This window comes from Dyella kyungheensis (assembly GCF_016905005.1).
Classification (GTDB): domain Bacteria; phylum Pseudomonadota; class Gammaproteobacteria; order Xanthomonadales; family Rhodanobacteraceae; genus Dyella; species Dyella kyungheensis.
In genome coordinates this window covers 218,847-242,835 of record NZ_JADIKC010000003.1, presented here as the reverse complement: position 1 = coordinate 242,835, position 23,989 = coordinate 218,847, and the positions used below count along the sequence as shown (strand labels likewise).

The 23,989-nt window shown below is 64.3% G+C and carries 21 protein-coding genes; 8 read left to right on the top strand and 13 right to left on the bottom strand.

The features are described from left to right. Window positions 1–6 precede the first annotated feature (6 nt). Complete coding sequence (locus ISP20_RS05790) at window positions 7–804, top strand: MipA/OmpV family protein (RefSeq protein ID WP_239535378.1); 798 nt, start codon at window positions 7–9, stop codon at window positions 802–804. A gap of 18 nt (window positions 805–822) precedes the next feature. Here the strand turns inward: ISP20_RS05790 and ISP20_RS05785 are convergent, their stop codons facing one another. Together ISP20_RS05785 and ISP20_RS05780 are read right to left on the bottom strand one after the other, a co-directional pair. Then, window positions 823–1,143 carry a non-heme iron oxygenase ferredoxin subunit gene (locus ISP20_RS05785; RefSeq protein ID WP_204635125.1) on the bottom strand — a complete coding sequence of 107 codons (321 nt, stop codon included), beginning with the start codon at window positions 1,141–1,143 and terminating at the stop codon, window positions 823–825. Further along, window positions 1,140–1,712: a GNAT family N-acetyltransferase gene (locus ISP20_RS05780; RefSeq protein ID WP_425490779.1), complete on the bottom strand. Its 573-nt coding sequence runs from the start codon at window positions 1,710–1,712 to the stop codon at window positions 1,140–1,142. Before ISP20_RS05780 ends, ISP20_RS05785 begins: the two co-directional genes overlap by 4 nt. A gap of 130 nt (window positions 1,713–1,842) precedes the next feature. Here ISP20_RS05780 and ISP20_RS05775 point away from each other — a divergent pair, with 130 nt between their 5' ends. Beyond that, window positions 1,843–3,882 carry a M13 family metallopeptidase gene (locus tag ISP20_RS05775; RefSeq protein WP_204635124.1) on the top strand — a complete coding sequence of 680 codons (2,040 nt, stop codon included), beginning with the start codon at window positions 1,843–1,845 and terminating at the stop codon, window positions 3,880–3,882. 81 nt (window positions 3,883–3,963) lie between these two features. On the opposite strand, the gene ISP20_RS05770 is transcribed toward ISP20_RS05775, so the two are convergent. The 5 genes from ISP20_RS05770 to ISP20_RS05750 all read right to left on the bottom strand — a co-directional run bounded on the left by ISP20_RS05770 (window position 3,964) and on the right by ISP20_RS05750 (window position 9,370). After that, window positions 3,964–5,211: an aminotransferase class V-fold PLP-dependent enzyme gene (locus tag ISP20_RS05770; RefSeq protein WP_204635123.1), complete on the bottom strand. Its 1,248-nt coding sequence runs from the start codon at window positions 5,209–5,211 to the stop codon at window positions 3,964–3,966. A gap of 35 nt (window positions 5,212–5,246) precedes the next feature. Then, window positions 5,247–6,566, bottom strand: coding sequence for a Fe-S cluster assembly protein SufD (gene sufD, locus ISP20_RS05765; RefSeq protein ID WP_204635122.1), 1,320 nt, complete (start codon window positions 6,564–6,566; stop codon window positions 5,247–5,249). Then, on the bottom strand, window positions 6,563–7,333 hold the full coding sequence (sufC, locus tag ISP20_RS05760; RefSeq protein ID WP_204635121.1) for a Fe-S cluster assembly ATPase SufC: 771 nt from the start codon (window positions 7,331–7,333) through the stop codon (window positions 6,563–6,565). The genes sufD and sufC overlap by 4 nt, the downstream gene beginning before the upstream one ends. Before the next feature lie 73 nt (window positions 7,334–7,406). Beyond that, complete coding sequence (gene sufB / locus ISP20_RS05755) at window positions 7,407–8,888, bottom strand: Fe-S cluster assembly protein SufB (protein ID WP_204635877.1); 1,482 nt, start codon at window positions 8,886–8,888, stop codon at window positions 7,407–7,409. A 47-nt stretch (window positions 8,889–8,935) separates the two neighbouring features. Further along, the gene (locus tag ISP20_RS05750) at window positions 8,936–9,370 is read right to left on the bottom strand and encodes an SUF system Fe-S cluster assembly regulator (RefSeq protein ID WP_204635120.1); all 435 of its coding nucleotides are present in this window, start codon (window positions 9,368–9,370) and stop codon (window positions 8,936–8,938) included. A 323-nt stretch (window positions 9,371–9,693) separates the two neighbouring features. Between ISP20_RS05750 and ISP20_RS05745 the strand changes: the two genes are divergently transcribed. The 6 genes from ISP20_RS05745 to ISP20_RS05720 all read left to right on the top strand — a co-directional run bounded on the left by ISP20_RS05745 (window position 9,694) and on the right by ISP20_RS05720 (window position 15,345). Next, on the top strand, window positions 9,694–10,032 hold the full coding sequence (locus ISP20_RS05745) for a P-II family nitrogen regulator (protein ID WP_204635876.1): 339 nt from the start codon (window positions 9,694–9,696) through the stop codon (window positions 10,030–10,032). Continuing rightward, window positions 10,022–11,350 (top strand): ammonium transporter, encoded by a 1,329-nt coding sequence (locus tag ISP20_RS05740; RefSeq protein ID WP_204635119.1) that lies wholly within the window; start codon window positions 10,022–10,024, stop codon window positions 11,348–11,350. Before ISP20_RS05745 ends, ISP20_RS05740 begins: the two co-directional genes overlap by 11 nt. Window positions 11,351–11,579: 229 nt before the next feature. After that, window positions 11,580–12,593, top strand: coding sequence for an aminoglycoside phosphotransferase family protein (locus ISP20_RS05735; protein WP_204635118.1), 1,014 nt, complete (start codon window positions 11,580–11,582; stop codon window positions 12,591–12,593). Next, window positions 12,590–13,294 carry an N-acetylmuramate alpha-1-phosphate uridylyltransferase MurU gene (gene murU, locus ISP20_RS05730; RefSeq protein WP_204635117.1) on the top strand — a complete coding sequence of 235 codons (705 nt, stop codon included), beginning with the start codon at window positions 12,590–12,592 and terminating at the stop codon, window positions 13,292–13,294. The genes ISP20_RS05735 and murU overlap by 4 nt, the downstream gene beginning before the upstream one ends. Window positions 13,295–13,441: 147 nt before the next feature. Next, the gene (locus ISP20_RS05725) at window positions 13,442–14,557 is read left to right on the top strand and encodes a sterol desaturase family protein (protein WP_239535376.1); all 1,116 of its coding nucleotides are present in this window, start codon (window positions 13,442–13,444) and stop codon (window positions 14,555–14,557) included. A gap of 50 nt (window positions 14,558–14,607) precedes the next feature. Next, window positions 14,608–15,345 (top strand): hypothetical protein, encoded by a 738-nt coding sequence (locus ISP20_RS05720; RefSeq protein WP_204635116.1) that lies wholly within the window; start codon window positions 14,608–14,610, stop codon window positions 15,343–15,345. 99 nt (window positions 15,346–15,444) lie between these two features. Here ISP20_RS05720 and secF read toward each other — a convergent pair whose 3' ends face one another. The 6 genes from secF to ISP20_RS05690 all read right to left on the bottom strand — a co-directional run bounded on the left by secF (window position 15,445) and on the right by ISP20_RS05690 (window position 23,943). Next, window positions 15,445–16,410 carry a protein translocase subunit SecF gene (secF, locus tag ISP20_RS05715; RefSeq protein ID WP_204635115.1) on the bottom strand — a complete coding sequence of 322 codons (966 nt, stop codon included), beginning with the start codon at window positions 16,408–16,410 and terminating at the stop codon, window positions 15,445–15,447. A gap of 13 nt (window positions 16,411–16,423) precedes the next feature. Beyond that, complete coding sequence (secD, locus tag ISP20_RS05710; protein WP_204635114.1) at window positions 16,424–18,295, bottom strand: protein translocase subunit SecD; 1,872 nt, start codon at window positions 18,293–18,295, stop codon at window positions 16,424–16,426. An 87-nt stretch (window positions 18,296–18,382) separates the two neighbouring features. Beyond that, window positions 18,383–18,715: a preprotein translocase subunit YajC gene (yajC, locus tag ISP20_RS05705; protein ID WP_204635113.1), complete on the bottom strand. Its 333-nt coding sequence runs from the start codon at window positions 18,713–18,715 to the stop codon at window positions 18,383–18,385. A 382-nt stretch (window positions 18,716–19,097) separates the two neighbouring features. Continuing rightward, window positions 19,098–20,225 carry a tRNA guanosine(34) transglycosylase Tgt gene (gene tgt / locus ISP20_RS05700; protein ID WP_204635112.1) on the bottom strand — a complete coding sequence of 376 codons (1,128 nt, stop codon included), beginning with the start codon at window positions 20,223–20,225 and terminating at the stop codon, window positions 19,098–19,100. A gap of 202 nt (window positions 20,226–20,427) precedes the next feature. Beyond that, window positions 20,428–21,456, bottom strand: a complete 1,029-nt coding sequence (gene queA, locus ISP20_RS05695) for a tRNA preQ1(34) S-adenosylmethionine ribosyltransferase-isomerase QueA (RefSeq protein ID WP_204635111.1) — start codon at window positions 21,454–21,456, stop codon at window positions 20,428–20,430. Window positions 21,457–21,510: 54 nt separating this feature from the next. After that, the gene (locus tag ISP20_RS05690) at window positions 21,511–23,943 is read right to left on the bottom strand and encodes a hypothetical protein (RefSeq protein WP_204635110.1); all 2,433 of its coding nucleotides are present in this window, start codon (window positions 23,941–23,943) and stop codon (window positions 21,511–21,513) included. Window positions 23,944–23,989 lie beyond the last annotated feature (46 nt).

Below are 23,989 nucleotides of genomic sequence, written 5' to 3'. Positions count from 1 at the left end.
CTCGGCATGCCGCTGCGCTTCACCGCTCCCGCGATGCTGCGCACCGCTGCGCTGCTCTGCGCCTGCGTGCTTTCCTCCATCGCACGGGCGGATGACGCTTCCACCGACGAGCGCAACATCATCCTTGGTGCCGGCGTACAGCGCATGCCGGGGTGGATAGGATCGAAGGACCATCGCAATCAGCCAGTGCCATACATCGACGCCGAGTTGCCCTGGCACATCACGCTCTCCACGCTCGATGGCCTGACGGTGGATGTCATCCACAGTGGACCATGGCGCGGCGGCTTCTACGGCAATTATCTGTGGGGCCGCGAACGCAGCGACCTTGGACCCAGGTTGGGCGGCATCGTCGACTCATTGTCACCACGGCTCAACGCCGGTGGTTATCTGGAATACCAGGCCACCAAGGCGTTCAGCGTGGGCGGCAACCTGGCGCACGACACGCAGGGCGCCGGCGCGTACCTGAATCTGTACGCAGACTGCGACCTGCCTGCCATCGGCTACTTCAATCACAGCGTGCAGTTGCAATGGCAGGCCATGAACGGCCCGGCGATGCGCCGCTTCTTCGGCGTGACACCGGAACAGGCAACACAGCTGGGCATCACGCCGTGGTCGCCCGGTGCGGGCAGCCAGCAGATCTCATTCGAATACGACGCCTACATGCCCACCAGCGAGCACACCGGCGTCGCCGTCGCCATCAATTACGCGCGACTGCTGGGCGATTCTGCGGACAGCACGCTGGTGCGTCGCTTTGGCTCGGCCAACCAGCTCACCACCACGCTGGCATTCGTCTACCGCTTCTGAGCGAACGCGTGCGCGATTTCAACGGTCGTCGCGCGTCCAGATCTGCCCGTCCACTTCGTGCACCGGAAAGCTGGCAATCGGCTCGTACGCTGGCGGACACATCACCGCGCCGTTGCGCACGTCGAAGCGCGCGCCGTGACGCGGGCACTCCACTTCGAAACCGTGCACCTCGCCGCCGGCCAGTTCGCCGCCGTCGTGGCTGCAGACGTCTTCGATGGCATAGAGGTCGCCGTCGATGTTGTAGACGGCGATGGCGGTGTCGCCATCCCACACCACTTTGTATTCGCCCGGCAGCATCTCGCTGCGCGTGCCCACGAAAATCCAGTCGGCGAGATTCATGCCGTCTCCTCGACCAGCGTCTTGCTCAGATAGACGAAACGCAGGTCGTCGCGCCGCGGCAGGCCAAAACGCTCGTTGCCATAAGGAAACGGCGCAGTTTTGCCGGTAAGGCGATAACCGCGCCGTTCGTACCAGGCGATCAGATCGCCGCGCTGTTCGATCACCGTCATGTGCATGGCGGGTACCTGCCAGTTGTCGCGCGCCACGCGCTCCGCTTCGGCCAGCAGGGCGCGGCCAAGGCCAGACGCCTGCAACTCCGGGTTCACGGCGAACATGCCGAAATATCCTGCGTCGCCTTGATGCTCGATATGGCAACAAGCCACCAGCGCAGCATCGCGCTCACCCAGCAGCACGATGCTGCGGTCGCGGGCGATCAACTCGGCGACGCTCTCGGCATCCGTGCGCTGGCCATCCAGCAGATGGCTTTCGGTGGTCCAGCCGCGCAGGCCGGATTCGCCGCGATAAGCGGATTCGACCAAGGCCACGATGGCTGCTACGTCGGCGGCGGTTGCCGGCCTGAAGACGGGAAGAGTGTGCGGGAACATCTCGTCATGATAACGCCCCGGCATGGATCGCACCGCACAATGACCTTCGACACTATCCCCTGCCCGACGCCCCTGCCTAGCCTGTGGATTGGGGCCGAGCGCCCCGCGAACACGACTTGATGCGCGCGCCGCATCCCATTTCAGGGGAGACTCCATGAAGAACCGTATTGTGAAACCGCTCGCGCTGGCCGTGGGCCTGGGTCTGTGCACCGGCGCGCTGGCCGCTCCCAGCGGCGCATTCGACGTCAAGGAACTGGACGCCAGCAAGGGCGTCTGCACCGACTTCAACGGCTTCGTCAACGCGAAATGGCTGGCCGCGAACCCCATCCCCGCCGACCGCACCCGCTGGGGTTCGTTCGACGCGCTGCGCGAAGACAGCCTCAACATACAGCACGGCATCGTGGACAAGGCCGCCAAGGACGCCGCGAGCGCCAAGGCCGGCTCGATCGAACAGAAGATCGGCTACTTCTACGCCTCGGGCATGGATGAAGCGGCCATCGAGAAGGCCGGCTACGAGCCGATCAAGCCGGAACTCGCGCGCATCGATGCGCTGAAGAACAACAAGGACGTCGTCGCCCACATCGCCGAAAGCTATGCCCGCGGCAATCCGGTCGGCTTCCGCTTCGGCGGCAACGCGGACTTCAAGGATTCCAGCCGCCAGATCGCCTACGCCAACCAGGGTGGCCTGGGCCTGCCCACGGCGGACTACTACAGCAAGCCGGACTTCGAAAAGATCCGCACCGAATACGTCGCGCACATCGCCCGCACGCTGCAGCTGGTGGGCGTGAGCGAAGCCGATGCACAGAAACAGGCCAAGGCCGTGATGGCATTCGAAACGCGCCTGGCGGCCGCCTCGCTGGTGCCCACCGAACTGCGCCAGCCGGAGAACCGCTACCACTTCGTGAGCATCGCCGACGCCGACAAGGTGACGCCGCATTTCGAATGGGCCGCGTTCTTCAAGGCACAGGGTGCAGACGTCAAGGACGGCTTCTCGCTGTCGCAGCCGAAGTTCTTCGGCGAGTTCGACAAGATGCTGGCCGATGTGCCGGTGAGCGACTGGCAGGCCTACCTGCGTTTCCACGCCATCGATGCGGCCTCGCCCTATCTCTCCACCCCGTTCCAGCAGGAAGACTTCGCGTTCAGCGCAAAGACGCTCAACGGCCAGAAGGAAATGAAGTCGCGCTGGAAGCGCACGCTCGACAGCGTGGAAGACGGCATGGGCATGGCGCTTGGCCAGCTCTACGTCGCGCAGACTTTCTCGCCGCAGTCCAAGGCACGCGCCGAGCAGTTGGTCGGCGACCTGCGCGCGGCCTACAAGAACCGCATCGAGAACCTGCCGTGGATGAGCGATGCGACCAAGAAGAAGGCGCTGGAGAAGTGGGCCACGTTCACGCCGAAGATCGGCTATCCGGACAAGTGGCGCGACTGGGCCGGCCTCACCATCCCGGCCGGCAACAGCTATTTCCAGAACGTGCAGGCCGCCGACAAGTTCAACTACGACTACATGGTCGCCAAGATCGGCAAGCCGGTGGACCGCACCGAATGGGGCATGACGCCGCAGACGGTGAACGCGTACTACAACTCGCTGAAGAACGAGATCGTGTTCCCCGCCGCCATCCTGCAGCCGCCGTTCTTCAGCGCCACCGCCGATGACGCGCTCAACTACGGCGGCATCGGCGCCGTGATCGGCCACGAAATGGGCCACGGTTACGACGACCAGGGCAGCAAGTTCGATGCGAAGGGCAACAACGTCAACTGGTGGACCGACGAGGACCGCAAGGCGTTCGAAGCCCGCACCGACCGGCTGGCCGACCAGTTCAACCACTACGAAGCGCTGCCGGGCAAGTTCGTCAACGGCAAGCTGACCATGGGCGAGAACATCGGCGATCTCGGCGGCCTCAATGCCGCCTACGATGCGCTGCAGATGGCCTTGAAGCGCAACCCGGCCGAAGCGAACAAGAAGATCGACGGCTACACCCAGGACCAGCGCTTCTTCCTCAACTGGGGCCGCGTGTGGCGCGGCAGCATCCGCCCGGAAGCGCAGCTCACCCTGCTCAACACCGACCCGCATGCACCCGCCCAGTTCCGCGCCATCGGCGCACCGTCGAACATGCCGGCCTTTGCTCAGGCGTTCCAGTGCAAGGCTGGTGACGTGATGGTGCGATCGGCGGACAAGCAGGTGAAGATCTGGTAACGCTTCACGCCAGGTAGAAAAACGAAAACGCCGCGGTCATGCCGCGGCGTTTTCGTTTGTGCCAAAGACTGCAGCCTTGGATCACATCAGCAACTTGCGAACCTTCAGCAGTGCGGTAATGAACGCATCGACCTCTTCGCGCGTGTTGTAGAACGCGAGCGAGGCACGCAGCGTGGCGGGCACCTTGAAGAACTGCATCAAGGGGTGCGCGCAGTGATGGCCCGAGCGTACGGCAACGCCCTGCAGGTCGAGCAGCGTGGCGAGATCGGTGGCCTGGGCGCCTTCGATCAGGAAGGAAATGACCGGCTCCTTTTCCTTCGCCTCGCCAAACAGGCGCAGGCCGGGAATGTCGCGCAGGCGCTCGGTGGCATAGCTCAGCAGCTGCTGCTCCCACGAGTGGATGGCGTCGAAGCCGATCGAATCGTAATAGTCGATGGCGGCGCCGACGCCAGCGAAGCCGGCAATGTTCGGCGTGCCTGCTTCGAACTTGTGCGGCGGCGCGGCGAAGGTGGTGCCGGAGAAACTCACTTCGCGAATCATCTCGCCGCCGCCGAAGAACGGCGGCATCGCCTCGAGATGTTCCTTGCGCGCCCATAGTCCGCCCGTGCCCGTGGGCGAGAGCATCTTGTGGCCGGTGAAGGCGTAGAAATCGCAGCCCAGCGCCTGCACGTCCACCGGGCGATGCGGCACGGCCTGGGAGCCGTCCACCACCAGCGGAATGCCGCGCTTGCGGCATTCGCGGGCGATCTCGCGCACCGGATTCACCGTGCCCAGCACATTGGACACATGGGTGACGCAAGCCAGCTTCACGTCGGGCGTGAGCATCTCGATGTACTTCTCGACGATCAGCTCGCCCCGATCGTCGATCGGCGCCGCCTTCACCGTGGCGCCGGTGCGCGACGCCACGATCTGCCACGGCACGATGTTGGCGTGATGCTCCATCACCGTGGTGAGGATGCTGTCGCCCTCTTTCAGGCGCGGCATCGCAAAACTGTAGGCGATCATGTTCATCGCCTGGGTGGTACCCGAGGTGAGAATCAGCTCGTTGCGCGAAGTGGCGTTGATGAAGCGCGCCAGCTTGTCGCGCGCGCCTTCATACGCTGCCGTGGCTTCCTCGCCGAGCAGATGCACCGCACGGGACACGTTGGCATTGCGCAGGCGGTAATGCTGGTCCACCGCCTCGATCACGCTCGCCGGCTTCTGGCTGGTGTTGGCGTTGTCGAAGTAGATGAGCGGCTTGTCGTGCACCGTGCGCGACAGCAGCGGGAAATCCGCACGGATGCGCTGCACATCGAAAACGGTGGGGCTAGTCTGGGTCTGTGCGTTCATCGTATTCGTTTCGCCTGATTGCTGTCGGGCCGTTCTTAGGCGGAGGGCAATTGCGCCATCAGTCGTTCGTTGATGTAGTCGCGCAAGCCATCTTCGGGCAACGCTTCGAACACAGCGCGGCAGAACGCGGCCGTGAGCATGGCGCGTGCTTCGGCCAGGGGAATGCCGCGCGAGCGCAGGTAGAACAACGAGCGCTCGTCGAGCTGGCCGACGGTGGCGCCGTGCGCGGCCTTCACTTCGTCGGCGTAGATTTCCAGCTCGGGCTTGGTGTCGATCTCGGCCTGGCCCGAAAGCAGGAGATTCTTGCTGCTCAAGCTGGCGTCGCTGCCATCGGCGCCTTCGGCCACCACGATGGCGCCGCGGAACACGCCGCGCGAACGCTCATCGGCAACGCCGCGCCAGACGGACTCGGACGCCGTATTGAGCGCCTCGTGGCGAATCGACATCTGCGTATCCACATGCTGGCGGCCACGCAACGCGAATACGCCGCGCGTGTCGAGACGCGACTTGTCGCCCGCCAGCACGACATGCAGATCGTGGCGCACCAGCGAGCCGCCAAGCTCCAGCGCGTACATTGCCGCGTGGGCTTCGCCATCCAACTGGACGCTGTCATGGCGCACCAGCGTGCTCCCTTCGGAAGCGTCCTGCAGCGTCACGTGGCGCAGCACGGCGCCCTGGCGCAGCACGATATCGGTAACCTGGGTCGCGAGATTCTGGTGTACGCCAGCGGCCACGTGCTGCTCGATCAGCGCGAGCTCCGCGCCCTCGCCCAGTTCGATGATCTGGCGCACGTGCGAAGCCATGGCTTCGCCGGCTGGCGCGCCGATGAAGAGCAAGCGCACAGGCTGTGCGACCTTGGCGCCCGCGGCTACGCGCAGCACCACGCCGTCACCGGCGAGTGCGGCATTGAGACGGGCGAACACGTCGCCGCCTTCGCGATAGTGGCGCGAGAGCGCAAAACGCAGCGGTTCGGCATTGCCCTGGAGTGCCTGCGAGAGCGGCTGAAGACTCAGGCCAGCAGGCAGGTTGTCCAGGCGGCAGAGTTCGCTGCGGAACACGCCGTTGACGAAGACCAGCGACGGACCCTCGATGCCCGGCAAGGCAAAGCCATCCATCTCCACCGCACGCGCGGACGCCTGGGCATCGCCAGCAGCAAAGCGCCGCTGACCGAGCGCGCGCAGGGCCGTGTACTTCCACGCTTCCATCCGGCTATCCGGCAGGCCGCCCGCCTCGAACGCATCGAGATTCTCGCGGCGCGCGGCATCCAGCCAGCCGATGCCGCTGCCCGGCAGCTGCGCCTGCGCGGCAGCCTCCAGCAATGATTCGACGAACGGCGTGCGCTGGGCCTCGCTCATGCCGAGGCTCCCGTGAGCGCCGGATCCTTGTCGTTCACCCAGGCGTAGCCCTGGGCCTCCAGCTTCAGTGCGAGCGTCTTGTCGCCGCTTTCGACAATGCGGCCATCGGCCAGCACGTGCACGAAATCGGGTTCGATGTAATCGAGCAGGCGCTGGTAATGGGTAATGACCAGGAAGCCGCGCTCGGCCGAGCGCAGCGCGTTCACGCCCTGCGCGACCTGCTTGAGCGCATCGATGTCCAGGCCCGAATCGGTTTCGTCGAGGATCGCCAGCTTCGGTTCCAGCACGGCCATCTGGAAGATCTCGTTACGCTTCTTCTCGCCGCCCGAAAAACCTTCGTTGACGGCGCGATGCAGCAGCTCATCGGAGATCTGCATGATCTTCAGCTTCTCGCGCACCAGCTTGAGGAACTGCATGGAGTCCAGTTCCTTCTCACCGCGCTGCTTGCGCTGCGCATTGAGCGCGGCACGCAGGAAGTAGGTGTTGTTCACGCCGGGGATTTCCACCGGGTACTGGAACGCCAGGAACATGCCGGCAGCAGCGCGCTCTTCCGGTTCCAGCGACAGCAGATCGACGCCGTTGAACGTGACCGAGCCTTCGGTCACTTCGTAGCCGTCACGACCCGAGAGCACGTTGCCGAGCGTGGACTTGCCCGCACCATTGGGCCCCATGATCGCGTGCACTTCGCCGGCCCCCACGCTGAGCGTGAGTCCCTTGAGGATGTCCTTGCCCTCGACGCGGGCGTGCAGATTTTCGATCTTCAGCATGACGGTTTCTTCAGTGGGCAACGCCGGAGCGCCGCGTGTTCAAAATAGGGTTCGGATGCAGCGATGAAGGCGATCAGCCGACCGCGCCTTCCAGCGACACTTCCAGCAGCTTCTTCGCTTCCACCGCGAACTCCATCGGCAATTCGCGGAAGACCTGCTTGCAGAAGCCGTCGACGATCATCGACACGGCGTCTTCCTCGCCGATGCCGCGGCTGCGGCAATAGAACAGCTGGTCGTCGGAAATCTTCGAGGTGGTCGCTTCGTGTTCGACGATGGCGGTGGGATTCTTCACTTCCATGTACGGGAAGGTGTGCGCGCCGCACTTCTTGCCGATCAGCAGGGAATCGCACTGCGTGTAGTTGCGCGCGCCTTCGGCACCCTTCTCCACCTTCACTAGGCCGCGATAGCTGTTGCTGCTGCGGCCGGCGCTGATGCCCTTGGAGACGATCTTCGACTTGGTGCCCTTGCCGATATGGATCATCTTGGTGCCGGTGTCGGCCTGCTGGCGATGATGGGTGAGCGCGACGGAGTAGAACTCGCCCACCGAACGATCGCCGCGCAACACGCAGCTGGGGTATTTCCAGGTGATCGCCGAACCGGTTTCCACCTGCGTCCAGGAAATCTTCGAATCGTTGCCGCGGCAGTCGCCACGCTTGGTGACGAAGTTGTAGATGCCGCCGACGCCGTTCTCGTCGCCGGGGTACCAGTTCTGAACCGTGGAATACTTGATCTGCGCGCGCTCCAGCGCCACCAGCTCCACCACCGCCGCATGCAGCTGGTTCTCGTCGCGCATCGGCGCGGTACAGCCTTCGAGGTAGGAGACGTAGGCGTCGTCTTCACACACGATCAGCGTGCGCTCGAACTGCCCCGTGTTGATGGCGTTGATGCGGAAATAGGTGGACAGCTCCATCGGGCAACGCACGCCCTTGGGGATGAATACGAACGAGCCATCGGAAAACACGGCCGAATTGAGCGCCGCGAAGAAGTTGTCGCCCACCGGCACCACGCTGCCCAGGTACTTCTGCACCAGTTCGGCATGCTCGCGGATCGCTTCGCTCATCGAGCAGAAGATCACGCCCGCTTCGGCCAGTTCCTTGCGGAAGGTGGTGCCCACGGAGACCGAGTCGAACACCGCATCCACCGCCACGCCGGCGAGCTTGGCGCGCTCATGCAGCGGCACGCCGAGCTTGTCGTAGGTTTCGAGCAGTTTCGGGTCGACTTCATCCAGTGACTTCGGGCCCGACTTGGGCGCGGCGTAGTAGCTGATCGACTGGTAGTCGATCGGCGTGAGCTTCAACTTGGCCCAGTCCGGCGTCGGCATGGTGAGCCAGTGGCGATACGCCTTGAGGCGCCACTCGGTCATCCACTCCGGCTCTTTCTTCAGGGCGGAAAGCTGACGCACGATGTCTTCGGACAAACCGGCCGGCAGATACTCCGTCTCGATGTCCGTGACGAAGCCGGCTTCGTAGCGACGGCCCAGCGCCTCGGCGACTTCGACGTTGTCGCGCAGGGTCGTGGCGGAGAGGTCGCTGCGTACAGTGGTTTCGGTGGTCATGGTGTTCTTCGTGTCGTCGTGGGCGGTCGTCATGGATGGCCTGGCGGTCATCCGATCAGGTTGGCGTCGATACGACGACTGGGTGGTTTGAGCATGTCGGACAGGCTGACGGCACGCAGCGCGCTATCCACCACGCTGTTGACGTGTTGCCAGTTGGAGCGGACGCCGCAAAGCGACTCACGCTCGCACTGGCCTTCAGCGAGACTGCATTCGGTCATGCCGATGGGGCCTTCCAGCGCTTCCACGATCTGGGCCAGGGTGATGTCCCCAGCCGGCCGCGCGAGGCGATAGCCGCCGTTGACGCCGCGGAAGGACTCGACCAGACCCGCATGGCTCAGCGACTTCAGCAGCTTGCTCACGGTGGGCAGCTCCAGGCGCGCCTCATCGGCGATCTGCGCCGTGCTGAGCACGTCGTCAGGATGGGCGGCGATGCAGGTCATCACCACGGTGGCGTAGTCGGTGAGTCGGCTGACGCGGAGCATGGGGGAATCGGCCAGGGAGACTGCGGGGAATCGGTACCAAAATGGTACTGATTAATGCCCTTGGGGTCAAACCGCGGCAATGCACCAAAAGCGGGATTTGGCTGTGGTAAACGCCCCTTTTCCGCGCAACGTCGCACCACCGCCCACCCAAAAGATTGGTCTTCCCCCACGGTCATCCCCGCGAAGCCGGGTGCCGCCCTGCCCCTAACCCATTGAAAACTGGTCCATTCACGCTTTGGCTTGAATGCAGACTTCACAGACTCGCCCCCGTGGCACGCATCCTGCTGCACCGCGACATATCTACCGCACGGGGAGCGCTGGGGATGAAGTGGATTACGGCCGTCATCAAACCGTTCACGCTGGACGATGTGCGCCAGGCGCTGACCGAGGTGGGAGTAACGGGCATGACCGTCACTGAGGTGAAGGGCTTCGGCCGCCAGCACGGCCACACCGAGCTCTACCGGGGGGCCGAATACGTGGTGGATTTCCTGCCCAAGCTGAAGCTTGAGGTGGCCGTGGCGGACGAACTGCTCGACCGCGCGGTGGAGGCGATCATCGGGGCCGCACGCACCGGCAAGATCGGCGACGGCAAGGTGTTCGTGAGCGAGTTGGAACAGGCCATCCGCATTCGCACGCAGGAGGTCGACGTCGATGCGCTTTGAGCTGAAGACCTCGCTCGCCTTCATCGGCCTGCTGGCCACCTCGCCCGCCTGGGCGCAGGCCGCCATCGCACCCACGCACATCGACAGCGGCGACACCGCCTGGATGCTCACCGCCACCGCGCTGGTGCTGCTGATGACGCTTCCCGGCCTGGCGCTGTTCTACGGCGGCATGGTGCGCGCGAAGAACCTGCTGTCGGTGCTGATGCAGTGCTTCGCCATCACCGCGATGGTGTCGGTGCTGTGGATGGTCTATGGCTACTCGCTGGCCTTCAGCACGGAAGGCATGCAGGCCGGCGTGACCAACCTGCATTCGTTCATTGGCGGATTCGATCGCGCATTTCTCGCGGGCCTCAAACCCGATTCGCGTTACCAGACGGTGCCGGAAAGCGTGTTCGTGATGTTCCAGCTGACCTTCGCCATCATCACCCCCGCGCTGATCATCGGCGCGTTCGCCGAACGCATGAAGTTCAGCGCGCTGCTGTGGTTCAGCGGGCTGTGGCTCACCATCGTGTACCTGCCGGTGGCGCACATGGTGTGGAGCGGACCGGGCTCGTTCCTCGGCGATCTGGGCGTGCTGGATTTCGCCGGCGGCACGGTGGTGCACATCAACGCGGGTATCGCGGGTCTGGTGGCATGCTTGGTGATCGGCAAGCGGCGCGGTTATCCGAACGTGCCGATGCCGCCGCACAATCTCGGCTACACCGTGATGGGCGCCAGCCTGCTGTGGCTGGGCTGGTTCGGCTTCAATGCGGGCTCCGCGGTGGCAGCGAATGGCAGCGCCGGCATGGCGATGCTGGTGACGCAGATCGCCACGGCCGCTGCGGCATTGGGCTGGCTGGCGACCGAATGGATCGTGCATGGACGGCCGAGCGTGCTGGGCATCGTCTCCGGTGCGGTCGCCGGGTTGGTCGCGGTGACACCGGCAGCCGGCACCGCCGGGCCAGGCGGCGCGCTGATGCTCGGCCTGATTGCCGGCGTCGTCTGCTTCTTCAGCGCCACGCGCCTGAAGCACAGGTTTGGCTATGACGACTCGCTCGACGTGTTCGGCGTGCACGCCATCGCCGGCATCCTCGGCGCCCTGCTCACCGGGCCGCTAGCCTCGCCCAAGCTGGGTGGCTTCGGCACGGTGGAATCGCTGTTCGGGCAGTTGTGGATACAGGCGAAGGGTGTGGGTTTCACGGTGGTGTGGAGCGCTGTCTTGAGCCTGGTGATTTTGAAGGTGATTGACTGGACGCTGGGGCTGCGGGTGGACGAAGAACAGGAGCAGGTTGGCCTGGATCTCTCGTTGCATGAGGAGAAGGCGTACAACTTGTCGTGAGCGTGCGTTCTTACTCCTTCTTTCTTTTTTGGCGAGAGCGGGTTCGCTAGTTTGTGGGAGCGCACCCTGTGCGCGACGCGGTGCTTGGAGGTACCGCTCCGTAGGTTTGTCGCGCACAGGGTGCGCTCCCACAGTAGGTTTCCCATAGTAGATTTCAGGCCTACCCTGGATCCCGGCATGACGAGGCGAATACCCGCTAAGCTTCTCTCATCGCCACTCCCAGCCCGCCATGAGCACCGTTCCCGACCGCGCCGCCGCCCGCCTCGCCTGGACCCGTTCCGCCCTTGGCGATGATTCGCTCGAGCTCGCATCCGCCTCGTCGGATGCCAGCTTTCGCAGCTACTGGCGCACTCATCACGACGGCAAGAGCTGGGTGGTGATGGATTCGCCGCCCGCGCTGGAAGATCCGCGTCCCTGGTTGTCCATGGGCACACGGCTAGCCGCGGCCGGTATCCACGTGCCGGCCGTGCATGCGACAGATCTCGAGCAAGGTTTCCTGCTGATCGAGGACCTTGGCACGCAGCTCTATCTGCCCGCCTTGAACGACGACAGCGCCGATCGCCTCTACGCCGACGCCATGGATGCACTGCTGTTGATGCAGACGCGCATGGAGCACGCCGATCTGCCGCTGTTCGATCACGCGCGCCTGGTGAGCGGTTTGGAAGTGATGCCCGAATGGTTCCTGGGCAAGCACCTCGGCCGCACTCCCACGTGCCACGAGTGGGACGTGCTGGAGGCCGCCTTCAGCGTGATCATCCGCAATGCGCTCGAACAGCCGCGCCGGTTCGTGCATCGCGACTATCACAGCCGCAACCTGCTTATCGTCGAAGACAACAATCCGGGCATCATCGATTTCCAGGGGGCACTCTCCGGCCCCATCACCTACGACCTCGCCTCACTGCTGCGCGATGCCTACATCGTGTGGCCGCGCGAGCGCGTGGAAGGCTGGGTCGAGTCGTATCGCCAGCGCCTGCTCAAGGCGAACGTGATCGATGAAAAAATCAGCCGCGAGCGTTTCCTGCGCTGGTTCGACCTCACCGGCCTGCATCGCCACATTCGCGTACTCGGCCAGTTCTATCGCCTGTGGTATCGCGATGGAAAGCCGGGCTATCTCGCGGACGTGCCGCGCGTGTACCACTACGTGGTCTCGGTGGCGGAGCGCTACCCCGAACTCGCGGACTTCGTTGCATTGCTGAAGCGACACGCGGAGGGCCGCGACCTCACCCAGGTGGCCGCCGCATGAGACATGCGCTGATCTTCGCCGCTGGCCTGGGCGAGCGCATGCGGCCGCTCACCAATCACACGGCCAAGCCGCTGCTGGAAGCGGGCGGCAAACGCCTGATCGAATGGCACCTGGAAAAGCTCGCCGCCATCGATGTGCATTACGTGGTAATCAACACATCGCATCTGGCCGAACAGTTTCCCGAGGCGTTGGGCGACGGTTCGCGCTGGGGGCTGCGCATCCGCTACGCCTACGAAGGTCCAACGCCGCTGGAGACCGGCGGCGGCATGCTCAATGCACTGAGCCTGCTCGGCCCCGAACCCTTCATCACCGTCAGCGCCGACGTCTGGACCGATGCGGACCTCGCCGCGCTGCCCGCCGAACCTCGCGGCACGGGACATCTGCTGATGGTGGACAACCCCGCTCACCATCCCTCGGGCGATTTCGGGCTGGACGACCAGGGCCTGATCCACCAGGAAGGCAATGCGCCACGCCTCACCTACAGCGGCATCGGGGTCTTTCGTCGCGAGCTGCTCGATGACTGGCGCCAGGTGATCCACGATGCGGGTGCCGGGCAGAACCCGCCACGATTCAAGCTCCGGCCGCTGTTTGAACGCGCCATCGCGCGCCAGCAGCTCACCGGCAACCACTATCGGGGGGCATGGACCGACGTCGGCACACCCGAACGATTGCACGAACTCGACCAACGTCTACGCCGCTGAGTTAGCTGCACGAAAGGTTACGGCGGTCAAAATCCTGCGGATTGGATGCGGCCGGGAGCCGGCGGTATCCTGAACTACCCGGTTCTGTAGCGCCCCGCTCCTTTCCCCGCCTGCAGGACCGACACGTTTCAGCGCAAGGTGTCGACGATGTCCGAACTGTGGTCCCAACTGGTCAACGGGTTTGCCAACCATGGCGTGCTGCCGGTACTGCAGCTGCTGCATCTGCAAGGCCTGGCCGGCGACCCGCGCGACATCTCGGCCTCGCTGCTTATCGCCACCTTCCAGTTGTGCGTGATCGGCCTGATCTTCCGTCCGCTCGAGAGCATCGTGCCGGCGGAAAAGTGGGAGCACCGCAAGCTCACCAAGGTCGATTTCCAATACACGGTGATGATGCTGGTCGGCATCTTCCCGATCTTCAGTTTCCTCATCCTCACGCCCATCGCCAACTATTTCGGCGGTCCGGACACCGGCCCCGGCGATGCCAGCGCCTCGCCGCTCGCCATCACGCACTGGGTGCCGTGGCTGAAGCAGCATCCGTGGCTGCTGTTCGGTTGCTACTACGTGGTCTACGACCTGGTGTACTACTGGATGCATCGCCTGCAGCACGCGCTGCCGTGGTGGTGGGCGCTGCACAGCATGCATCACAGCACGCGCCAGATGAGCTGCTGGACCAACGATCGCGGCAGCCTGATCGACGGCTTCATCCAGTCGATGATCCTCGCCACGGTGGGCATCGTGATGGGCGTGGAACCCGAGCAATTCGCGTGGTTGGTGCTGGTGGGCGAACTGGTGCAGAACTTCTCGCACGCCAACGTGCGCATCGCGTTCGGCCCGCTATTCAACCGCGTGTTCGTGTCGCCGAAGTTCCACCGCCTGCACCACATGCTGGTCGACCCCACCCGCCCCAACCTGCACAACTGCAACTTCGGCCAGGTGTTCTCGATCTGGGACGTGGTATTCGGCACAGCGCTCTACAACGAACCGCTGCGCCCCACCGGCGTGGGCGATCCGATGGTCGACGACGACAACAACCACGGCCTGGTCGGCTTGCACTGGAATGCGGCCAAGCGTTTCTGGGGTTCGGTGCGTCGGCGGGAAGGCTGGAAGTTCGGCGAGGTCGCGTTCGGTCCGGGTTACCGGCCGATTCCGGTGGATCAGCTCGACCTGCATGGTCTGGCGCATCACGTGATGCAACCGCCGCAAGATGAGCCATTGCCCACGACCCAACGGCCGATCTCTAATCAGTCCATCGAGACAGCCTGACACCCGCGTTCCCAGGCAAGGCACACGCGCAACCAAGGAAGGGAAATGCCATGTCGGACTCGACGCCGGAAATCGACGATCAAGCGCTCGAAAAATTTCGCAGCCACTATAAAAGGCTTAGTGTCGACGCATTGGTCGCTATAGCCTCGCTCAACCCCCACGAACTGACTGTTGAAGCTCGACGTGCATTGACGCAGGAACTGCGAGCGCGCGAGAACGACGAGGAGCCGATGTGGACGGAGCTGATCGAGAAGACCGAACGCGCGCCGACGCCGAGCTCGCCTCTTGCGCACGAAGTCCTAGCACCACGATGGAATGAGCGACCGCGCAATGCCACCGCCGGCTATGGGCAAGCCGTCACGATTGCAAGATGGCTGGCCTTCATCCCAGCCACATGGCAAGCATCCCATGTCCATATCTGGATCCTCAGAATGTTCGGCTCAGGCCAGGTCAACGAGCTGACTGCCGACAGTAACCATCTACTGGCTTTCGGTGCGGCAGGATTTTTGACTCCTTTGTGCGCCATCGCGGTAGGTCTTTGGGTTTGTCCTGCGAAAGTAAAGACCAAGCCGGCCGTCGCTCTGTCGGCCCTTTATGCGATCGTCACCGCCTATTCGCTCTTTACGTTTTCGCGGCCCGGTGTGCCGCTGGCGCTTCGCCATCTGTTCGGACTGGACGCCATCATCACCCTCGCGGTCTCGGTGATGGTTGCGGGCGTGTGCTTGCTCGCCCCATGGCAAAACGCTTCGCCTGCTTCAGCACGCAAAGCAGAACGCAGCATCGCCTAGTAAAGCAGCCGGTGCGTCGAAACGGACGGGTATCCGCTGCAAGAAAAAGGCCCGAGAAATCCCGGGCCTTTTCTTTTCCAACGAAGCAACGCAATCCGCTTATGGACGACGCGCCAGCTCCGGGTTGTCCTTGGTCTTGGGCATCAGGTCCTGCTTGGACACGCCCAGCCACAGCAGGATCGGGCTCGCCACGAAGATCGAGGAGAGCGTGCCGACCACGATACCGATCAACATGGTGATGGCGAAGCCGTGCACGGCTGGGCCGCCGAAGAAGTACAGGGCGGCCATGGTGATGCCGGTGAACAGCGCGGTGATGATGGTACGCGACAGCGTGTTGTTGATCGAACGGTTGAGGATCTCCTCCGGCTCGGCCTTGCGGGCCAAGCGGAACAGTTCGCGCACGCGGTCGAACACCACCACCTTGTCGTTGATCGAGTAACCGATCACCGCCAGCACCGAGGCGAGCACCGTCAAGTCGAATTCGCGTTGCATCAGCGCGAAGATGCCCACGGTGATCAGCGCGTCGTGCGCTTCGGTGGCGATGGCCGCCACGGCGAAACGCCATTCGAAGCGGATGCCGAGGTACAGGCCGATGCCCACGATCACCACGATGGCGGCCAGGATGCCGTCGCTGCGCAGCTCATCGCCCACGGCGGAGCCGACATAGTCGCGGCTCTTGAGCTTGGCGTCGGGACGTACCGCCTGCAGCGTCTTGGTGACGTCGTCGGCGATCTTGTCCAGGTTCACCTTGCCGGTGCTGCCGATACCCGAGTTCGGGTCGTCCTTCGGCTGCAGGCGGATGGACACTTCCTTGGTGCCGCCCAGGCTCTGCACGAGCGCATGCTCGATGCCGCCCTTCTCGAGCGCGTCGCGGACTTCGCCGACCTGGACCGTGTTGTCGTAATCCACCACCAGCGACACACCGCCGGTGAAGTCCAGACCGTAGTTCAGGTGCTTTACCGAGATGAGCACGATGGACGCGACCATCAGCAGGATCGCGAGGCCCACGCTGAACTTCCTCATGCCGAGGAAGTTCACGTTAGCGTTGTGGTTGAAGATTTCCATGTGTATTTGTTCCTCAGACCGACAACGTCTTGAGCTTGCGATGACCGTGGATCAGCGCGGTGATGGCATGCGTCACGGTGACCGAGGTGAACATCGAGGTCAGGATACCGATCAGCAGCGTCACGCCGAAGCCCTTGATCGGGCCCGAGCCCATCGTGGTCAGCGCCAGTGCGGCGATAAGGTGGGTGACGTTCGCGTCGAGAATGGTGGCCCACGCCTTGTCGTAACCGGCGCGGATCGCGGCGTGCGGCGAGGAGCCGTTGCGCAGTTCTTCGCGGATGCGTTCGCAGATCAGCACGTTCGCGTCGATCGCCATACCCAGCGTCAGCACGATACCGGCAATGCCCGGCATGGTCAGGGTCACGCCCACCGCCGACATCACCGCAATCAGGATCACCAGGTTGAAGAACAGCGCCACGTCGGCCACGAGGCCAAACAGCTTGTAGTACAGCGCAGCCGCCAGCAGCACCAGCGCGAGGCCGAGCGTCACGGCGCGCAGACCCTTCTGGATGTTGTCCTGGCCCAGGCTGGGACCGATCACGCGTTCTTCGACGATATCGACCGGCGCCGCCAGCGAACCGCCCTTCAGCAGCAGCGCGAGGTCGGATGCTTCCTTCTGGCTGCCCAGGCCGGTGGTCTGGAAGTTCTTGCCGAACACGCCGTTGATAGTGGCGTAGTTGATCACTTCTTCCGTGACCTTCGGCGTGCGCACTTCCTTGCCGTCGACGATCTTGGTGTCGACCACGCGCTCGACGTACACCACGCCCATCGGCTTGCCGACGTTGCCGGTGGTGAAGTCGAGCATCTTCTTGGCGCCGGCCGCGTTCAGCGTCACCGACACGGCAGCGCTGCCGGTCTGCTGGTCGAAGCTGGACGATGCGTCCACCAGCTGGTCGCCGGTGACGATGATGTTCTTGCTCAGCAGGTACGGACGTCCGTCACGGCCCTTGTAGAGGCGGGCGTCGGGCGGAACGATGCCGGTGCGGGCCGCGTCCACGGCCTGCTGCGGCGAGCCGTAACCGGCGCGATATTCCAGCGTGGCGACGGCACCGATCAGCTTCTTGGCTTCGGCCGTGTCCTGCACGCCGGCCAGCTCCACCACGATGCGGCTGTCGCCCTGCTGCTGGATGATCGGCTCGGATACGCCCAGCGCATTGATGCGGTTGCGCAGCGTGCCAAGGTTCTGGCGAATGGTGTTGAGCGACAGCTCGCGCGCCTTGTCCGGACGCACCACCGCGTTGAGCGGGAAGCGATCGCCGGTGGCATTCGCGTCCGTCACGGTGAGATCGGGATAGTCCGCGGTGATGGCGTTGCCGGCGGCGACGCGATCCTCGGCGGACTTCAGCACCACCGACACGCCCTGGCCGCGCTGCGTATTGCGCACCACCGACTCGTAACGGATGTTCTTTTCGCGCAGCAGGCTGCGGATATCGTCCGCGTAGCGCGTTTCCTGCTTGTCGATCACATCGTTCTGATCGACCTCCATGAGGAAGTGCACGCCGCCCTGAAGATCCAGACCCAGCGGCATCGACTTCGCGCCGATGGCGCCGAGCCAGTGCGGCACCGTGGACTTCAGGTTGAAGGCCACCGTGTAGTCGTCGCCCAGCGAGGCCTTGATGGCATCGCCCGCGGTCTTCTGCAGGTCGGCATTGGCGAAGCTGGCGAGCAGATGATCGCCATTGAGCTCGACGCCGGTGCTGACGACGTTGGCCTTCTTCAGCGCGTCGGTGACCTTTTGTTCGAGTGCCTGGTCGACCGTACCGTTGCGGTTGGCCGTGATCTGCACGGCAGGCACCGGCAGGAACACATTGGGCAACGCATAGACAATACCGAGCACCAATACGATGGCGACCAGCGCATATTTCCAGCGTGGAAAATCACTCATGCCTTGAATCCGTCAAAAGCCGCGGCAGAGGCAGCCGCGGCGAGCAATGCATCGTGTGGACCGGAGCCCCTCCGCTCCGGCAAGTCGTCAGGACGACTTCAGCGAACCCTTGGGCAGGACCTGCTGCACGGCGCCCTTCTGCACCTTGATCTTCACGTTCGGCGCGATCTCGACCGTGACGAAGCTCTCGCCGATCTCTTCCACGCGGCCGGCAATGCCGCCGTTGGTGACGACTTCGTCGCCCTTGGAGAGCGCGGAAAGCATCGCGCGATGTTCTTTCTGGCGCTTCATCTGCGGGCGGATCATCACGAAGAACATGACCACCAGCAGCAGGATCGGCAGGGCCAGGCCCAGCAGGGGATTCCCCGGAGCGGCTGCGGGAGCGGCCTGGGCCATCACATAGGACATCGGAAAGGTCATTGCTCGTCTCGCAAGTAGCGGTATCGGCAGCGTTTTCTGCCAACACCTGATAAAAGATCGTGGATTATGCCACGCGCCCCCGGCCCCTGCATGCGTCGCAAGGCCCGCCCGTGAGGGGTTCTGGCGTCGGCAGGGGCGGTTTGCAAGGTCTGGACCCGGCCGGGAGGGTGAAGGTTCCCTGGATAGCGCTCCCCGACACGCCTCCTAGCCGTCATTCCGGCGCAGGCCGGAATCCGGAAGGCTCAGTGTTGGCGATCCGGCACAAACCGCTTGGCGCTCTCGCGGAAGCCTGTTGCTTCGCTACTGGATTCCGGCCTGCGCCGGAATGACGGCTAGGTAGTGATTCGGCTGAAAATAGGTCCGGCGCTTGAGCCTCGAAATCTCAGTCCGACAACCCGCCCGCCCTGCGCGCATAGAACTCCGCCACGAAATCGTCCAGCCTGCCTTCGGCGATGGCTGCGCGCAGTCCGGCCATCAGGCGCTGGTAATGACGCAGGTTGTGCATGGTGGCGAGCTGGCTGCCGAGGATCTCGTTGCAGCGGTCCAGGTGACGCAGGTAGGCGCGGCTGAAGCCGTTGCTGCAGGCGTAGCAGTCGCAGCCCTCTTCGATCACGCGGGTGTCCAGCGCGAACTTGGCGTTGCGGATGCGCAGCGTGCCTTGCTCGGTGAACAGGAAACCGTTGCGCGCGTTGCGCGTGGGCATCACGCAATCGAACATGTCGATGCCGCGGCGCACCGCTTCGACGATGTCTTCCGGACGGCCCACGCCCATCAGGTAGCGCGGCTTGTCGGCCGGCAGCAGCGGCACGGTGAAATCCAGCGTGTGGTTGCGCTCGGCCTCGGGCTCGCCCACGGCAAGGCCACCCACGGCATAGCCGTCGAAGCCGATGTTGACCAGGCCTTCGGCCGAACGGCGGCGCAGGTCTTCGTACACGCTGCCCTGCACGATGCCGAACAGCGCATTGGGGTTCTTCAGGTCGTCGAACGCGCGGCGCGAACGCTCCGCCCAGCGCAGGCTCAACTCCATCGAAGTGGAGGCTACCTTCTCCGTCGCGGGATACGGCGTGCACTCGTCGAAGATCATCGCGATGTCCGAATCGAGCACCTTCTGGATGCGCATCGATTCTTCCGGCGACAGGAACACCTTTGAGCCGTCCACCGGGGAAGCGAATGCTACGCCTTCCTCGGTGATCTTGCGCTTGTGCGCCAGCGAGAACACCTGGAAACCGCCCGAATCGGTGAGGATCGGCTTGTCCCAGCCGATGAACTTGTGCAGTCCGCCGAACTGTTCCACCACCTCGAGGCCGGGGCGCAGGAACAAATGGAAGGTGTTGCCCAGGATGATCTCGGCGCCGACCTCGCGGATATCCCGCGGCGTCATCGCCTTCACCGAGCCATAGGTGCCCACCGGCATGAAGGCCGGTGTTTCCACCGTGCCGCGGTCAAACGTGAGACGGCCGCGGCGGGCCGCGCCATCGGTGGCCTGGAGTTCGAAAGTCATGGAAGTCATCGGTGAATTATCGCTTGTTTCGGAGGTTGGCGCTTCTCCAGGCCGTTGGACTCGCGCCCACTTCCTACCCGTCATTCCGGCGCAGGCCGGAATCCAGTGCGATGACGAGCGGTTGTCGCGGTAGAGCATGTTCAGCTCTTCGCGATAGCCGGTCCCTGGGGCACTGGATTCCTGCCTGCGCCGGAATGACGAACAAAGAAGCTCAGCCTCGCGGCAGGATCAGCATCGCGTCGCCATAGGAGAAGAACCGGTACTTCTGCTCCACGGCGTGCCGATACGACCCCAGCATGAAGTCGCGCCCCGCCAGTGCCGACACCAGCATCAGCAGGGTCGATTGCGGCAGGTGGAAGTTGGTCAGCAGGCCGTCGATGCTGCTGAACTGGTAGCCGGGAAAGATGAAGATCTGCGTCTCGCCGGCAAACGGCTGCAACTCGCCATCGCGCACGGCGCTTTCCAGCGCGCGCACCACCGTGGTGCCCACGGCGATCACCCGGCCACCGGCCGCACGCGTGCGGCGAATCTGCTCGACCAGGCTCGCGCCCACGTTGAGCCATTCGCGATGCATCTGGTGGTCCTTGATGTCATCCGCGCGGATCGGCTGGAAGGTTCCCGCACCGACGTGCAAGGTCACGTAGCCGAACTGGACACCGCGTTCGCGCAGCGTCGCCAGCATCGCTTCGTCGAAATGCAGACCCGCCGTGGGCGCAGCGACCGCGCCCGGCTCGCGGGCGAACACGGTCTGATAGCGCTCCATGTCACTGGCATCGGCGTGACGCTCGATGTACGGCGGCAGCGGCATTTCGCCGAGTTTCAGCAGCAGCCGCTCCAACGGCTCGGGAGATTCGAAACGCAGCCGGAAGAATGCGTCGTCGCGCCCCAACACCACCGCATGGCTGCCGTCGGCCAGCTCGATGCGGCCGCCCTCTTTCGGCTTCTTGCTCACGCCCAACTGCACGGTGGCTTCGTGCGCGCCGGTGACGCGCTCGATCAGGATTTCCACCTGGCCACCGGTGTCCTTGCGGCCGTACAGGCGTGCCGGCAGCACGCGGGTGTCGTTGAACACCAGCAGGTCGCCTTCGCGCAGGAAATCCGGCAGCTCGCGGAACATGCGGTCCTGGCGCGCCTGCGCCTCCACATCGAGCAGCAGCAGGCGGCTGGCCGAACGCTCAGCCAGCGGCGCCTGGGCGATCAGTTCAGGCGGCAACTCAAAATCGAAATCGGTCTTCTTCACGGCGGGATACTGGCGTCGAATAGGCCATTATCGCGCAAAACCCCTGGCCGGCCCTCAGGCCGGGGTTTTGCGCCGCCGACGCCGCGCGATCCAGGCGACCAGGCCCCCCATCAGCACCAGCACCGCGCCAAGCTCCAATGGCCAGCCGTGACGCACGGCGTGCTTGATCGCCGCCACCTGCTCACTGCGCTTGAGTGCACGTGCGCGGTCGAAATCGGGCACTTCGCACCCCGTGCCGAAGCCGCCGGCCCATTCCACGTAAGCGCCCTGCTTCACATAACGCTGGTAGTAGGCCTTGACGCGGCGCAGGCGCTCCGACGGCTCGCTGGGCGCGGGCTCGCCGTATCCCTGGTAGTGATCCTCGTAGTCCGGCGGACCTTCCATCATCCAACCGGTCGCCTGGCAGAGCACGGCTGCGAATGCCTGCGAGCGCGGCGGCAGCAGGTCGGCAGCACGGTTGGCCTGGTCCGCGGCTATGTAGCGATAGTGAAAGCGATAGTTCGGCTTGGCTTCGCTGGCGGCGTAGCGCTGCCGCTCGCCTTCGGTCACATAAGCCTGCTGCAGCGATTGCGGTGTCTGCCCACTGCCCCCCTGATAACTGCCCTCGCTGTCGGTGTAGTCGGGACCCTGCTCGTAACCCAGGATCTGCATGCCGTGCTCGCGCGCAATGACGGCCGCGGCATACAGGGCCTGGGCCTTGCCGATGTCGGTCCAGGCGTGCTCGCTATCGTGCAGTGCCTTGGCATAGCTGAGCGCCGGCGTGCGAAAGCTCTGCACCTGCAGCTTTCCGTCGTCGCCGTAGGTGCCGAAACGCCAGTCGTTGTCCGCGGGGAAGTAGGGCAAGGCATCCCCATAGCGACCCAAGCGCATCAAGCGGCGAGCCAGCACCCAGCGCAGGCTGTCCGCAATCGGCGAGCGATAACGGTAGGCATCATCACTGCTTGGGCTTTTGGATGTCAGCGGCGTGGCCGGCGCGCGGGCGTCGACGAAAGACTTCAGTTCATCGACCGTAAGCACACGCTCGGCGATATACATGGCGTCATTGCCGTAACCGTAAGAGGTGGTTTCCAAGTCCCAGTCGTAGACATTGCCGTCGCCGCCCACGGCCACCGCGGCATCGTAGAGATGCCCCATGGCCTCGACGTATTCGCCACGCGCCAGTGCAAGCACGCCTTGCTCGCCGGTGATCAGATTCGCGTTGGAGGGCTCGATCGCCGCCTGCGCATCGCCCGCCTTGGGAAATGCCTTGACCGCAGCCGCATAGGAGGCGCTGGCCGCAGCCAGGTCGCCCTTCTGCAACGCGAGCTTGGCACGTACCCATTCCGCGAGTGGGCCGGATGATTTGTCCACCAGCTTGGCCGCGAGTTCGTAGCGTCCGGTCTGGTAGGCCAGCGCGGCCAGACGATCGGCGCCTTCCAACTTGTCCATCCCGCGCTGCTCGATCGCCTGCACCAGCGCCAGCAGCGGCTGGTCCGGCTTGGGCGCCGAGCCAGCGGGCGTTTCTTCCGACGAGCCGCCCATGCGCGCCAACGCGTAGGCCACCAGCAGCCGCTGGGACACGGGATTGTCGATCAGCTCAGCCATGCGCTGCGGATGACGCATCGCATAGTCAGCGATGGCCACCAGCGACTGCACACCGACATTCGATCCATGTCCAGCCTGGGCGGCGTACAAGGTGATGGCACGCTTGAGATCCGCAGCCGGCACGCCGTCGCCACAGGCCGCGTTCGCGCCCTGGGTGTGGGTGGCGTCGCCATCTTCGCTGTTGTTCGCGTCGGCTACGCCGTAGAGGTCGTTCCAGCTGCATTGCGTGCCGTGACCGTAGAGGTACAGGCGCGCCTCCTCGCCAAAGCTGGACACCGCCAGGCCCTGCGAATCGAGCGCGCCCTCGACCGCCCGGGTTCGCGTCAGCTGGAACGCCTTGGCGGCCGCCGCGCGTTCGCGCGAAAAGGCCGTCGCGTCGTTGCTGGCGCTGGCCGCGTTCGCTGCATGGATGCGGCCGAGCATATAGGCCGCCCATACGCCACGCAGCGTCGCCTGCGCGGGCGGCAGGGCCAACACCTGCTCGAAACGCAAGCTGGCCTTGTCCTCATGTCCCTTGGCGTAATCCACCGCGCCCGCGGTATAGGCACGCAGGTCTTCCGGCAGATCGCTGCCCTGGGCGTAGGCCGCATCGCCATCGTCCAGCGCACGCAGCGTGTCGACGCGCCCCAGCTGCGCGATGGAAATACCCAGCGACTTGGCCTGCGCGGCGTCGTCCTTGTGCTGGCCGCCATCGTCGTACAGGGAGGGCTCCTCGACCGCCAGCTTGTCGGTGGCAACGAGCAGATGCGTCGCCTCGAACGCAAAGCTGTTCTGCGGCACGGCCTTCAAGGTGTCGCCGCGATGATCGAGCAATTGATTGGGAAACATGGGACCGCAGGCCCAGGCCACGGCACCGGCGAGACCGGCTACCACCGCAGCGACTATCCATGAGCGCTTGAACATGTTTTCACCTGTGGAAGGGCGTCCTTCGCCCCGATGGCGCCATTAT

Excerpts from the sequence above, each read along its gene's own strand:
- ISP20_RS05720 (WP_204635116.1), top strand. The coding sequence starts at position 14,608 with ATGTCGGACTCGACGCCGGAAATCGACGATCAAGCGCTCGAAAAATTT.
- ISP20_RS05750 (WP_204635120.1), bottom strand. The coding sequence starts at position 9,370 with ATGCTCCGCGTCAGCCGACTCACCGACTACGCCACCGTGGTGATGACC.
- sufD (WP_204635122.1), bottom strand. The coding sequence starts at position 6,566 with ATGAGCGAGGCCCAGCGCACGCCGTTCGTCGAATCATTGCTGGAGGCT.
- murU (WP_204635117.1), top strand. The coding sequence starts at position 12,590 with ATGAGACATGCGCTGATCTTCGCCGCTGGCCTGGGCGAGCGCATGCGG.
- ISP20_RS05735 (WP_204635118.1), top strand. The coding sequence starts at position 11,580 with ATGAGCACCGTTCCCGACCGCGCCGCCGCCCGCCTCGCCTGGACCCGT.
- ISP20_RS05690 (WP_204635110.1), bottom strand. The coding sequence starts at position 23,943 with ATGTTCAAGCGCTCATGGATAGTCGCTGCGGTGGTAGCCGGTCTCGCC.
- ISP20_RS05780 (WP_425490779.1), bottom strand. The coding sequence starts at position 1,712 with ATGCCGGGGCGTTATCATGACGAGATGTTCCCGCACACTCTTCCCGTC.
- ISP20_RS05775 (WP_204635124.1), top strand. The coding sequence starts at position 1,843 with ATGAAGAACCGTATTGTGAAACCGCTCGCGCTGGCCGTGGGCCTGGGT.
- sufB (WP_204635877.1), bottom strand. The coding sequence starts at position 8,888 with ATGACCACCGAAACCACTGTACGCAGCGACCTCTCCGCCACGACCCTG.
- ISP20_RS05740 (WP_204635119.1), top strand. The coding sequence starts at position 10,022 with ATGCGCTTTGAGCTGAAGACCTCGCTCGCCTTCATCGGCCTGCTGGCC.
- ISP20_RS05785 (WP_204635125.1), bottom strand. The coding sequence starts at position 1,143 with ATGAATCTCGCCGACTGGATTTTCGTGGGCACGCGCAGCGAGATGCTG.
- ISP20_RS05725 (WP_239535376.1), top strand. The coding sequence starts at position 13,442 with ATGTCCGAACTGTGGTCCCAACTGGTCAACGGGTTTGCCAACCATGGC.
- secF (WP_204635115.1), bottom strand. The coding sequence starts at position 16,410 with ATGGAAATCTTCAACCACAACGCTAACGTGAACTTCCTCGGCATGAGG.
- tgt (WP_204635112.1), bottom strand. The coding sequence starts at position 20,225 with ATGACTTCCATGACTTTCGAACTCCAGGCCACCGATGGCGCGGCCCGC.
- sufC (WP_204635121.1), bottom strand. The coding sequence starts at position 7,333 with ATGCTGAAGATCGAAAATCTGCACGCCCGCGTCGAGGGCAAGGACATC.
- yajC (WP_204635113.1), bottom strand. The coding sequence starts at position 18,715 with ATGACCTTTCCGATGTCCTATGTGATGGCCCAGGCCGCTCCCGCAGCC.
- secD (WP_204635114.1), bottom strand. The coding sequence starts at position 18,295 with ATGAGTGATTTTCCACGCTGGAAATATGCGCTGGTCGCCATCGTATTG.
- ISP20_RS05745 (WP_204635876.1), top strand. The coding sequence starts at position 9,694 with ATGAAGTGGATTACGGCCGTCATCAAACCGTTCACGCTGGACGATGTG.
- ISP20_RS05770 (WP_204635123.1), bottom strand. The coding sequence starts at position 5,211 with ATGAACGCACAGACCCAGACTAGCCCCACCGTTTTCGATGTGCAGCGC.
- ISP20_RS05790 (WP_239535378.1), top strand. The coding sequence starts at position 7 with ATGCCGCTGCGCTTCACCGCTCCCGCGATGCTGCGCACCGCTGCGCTG.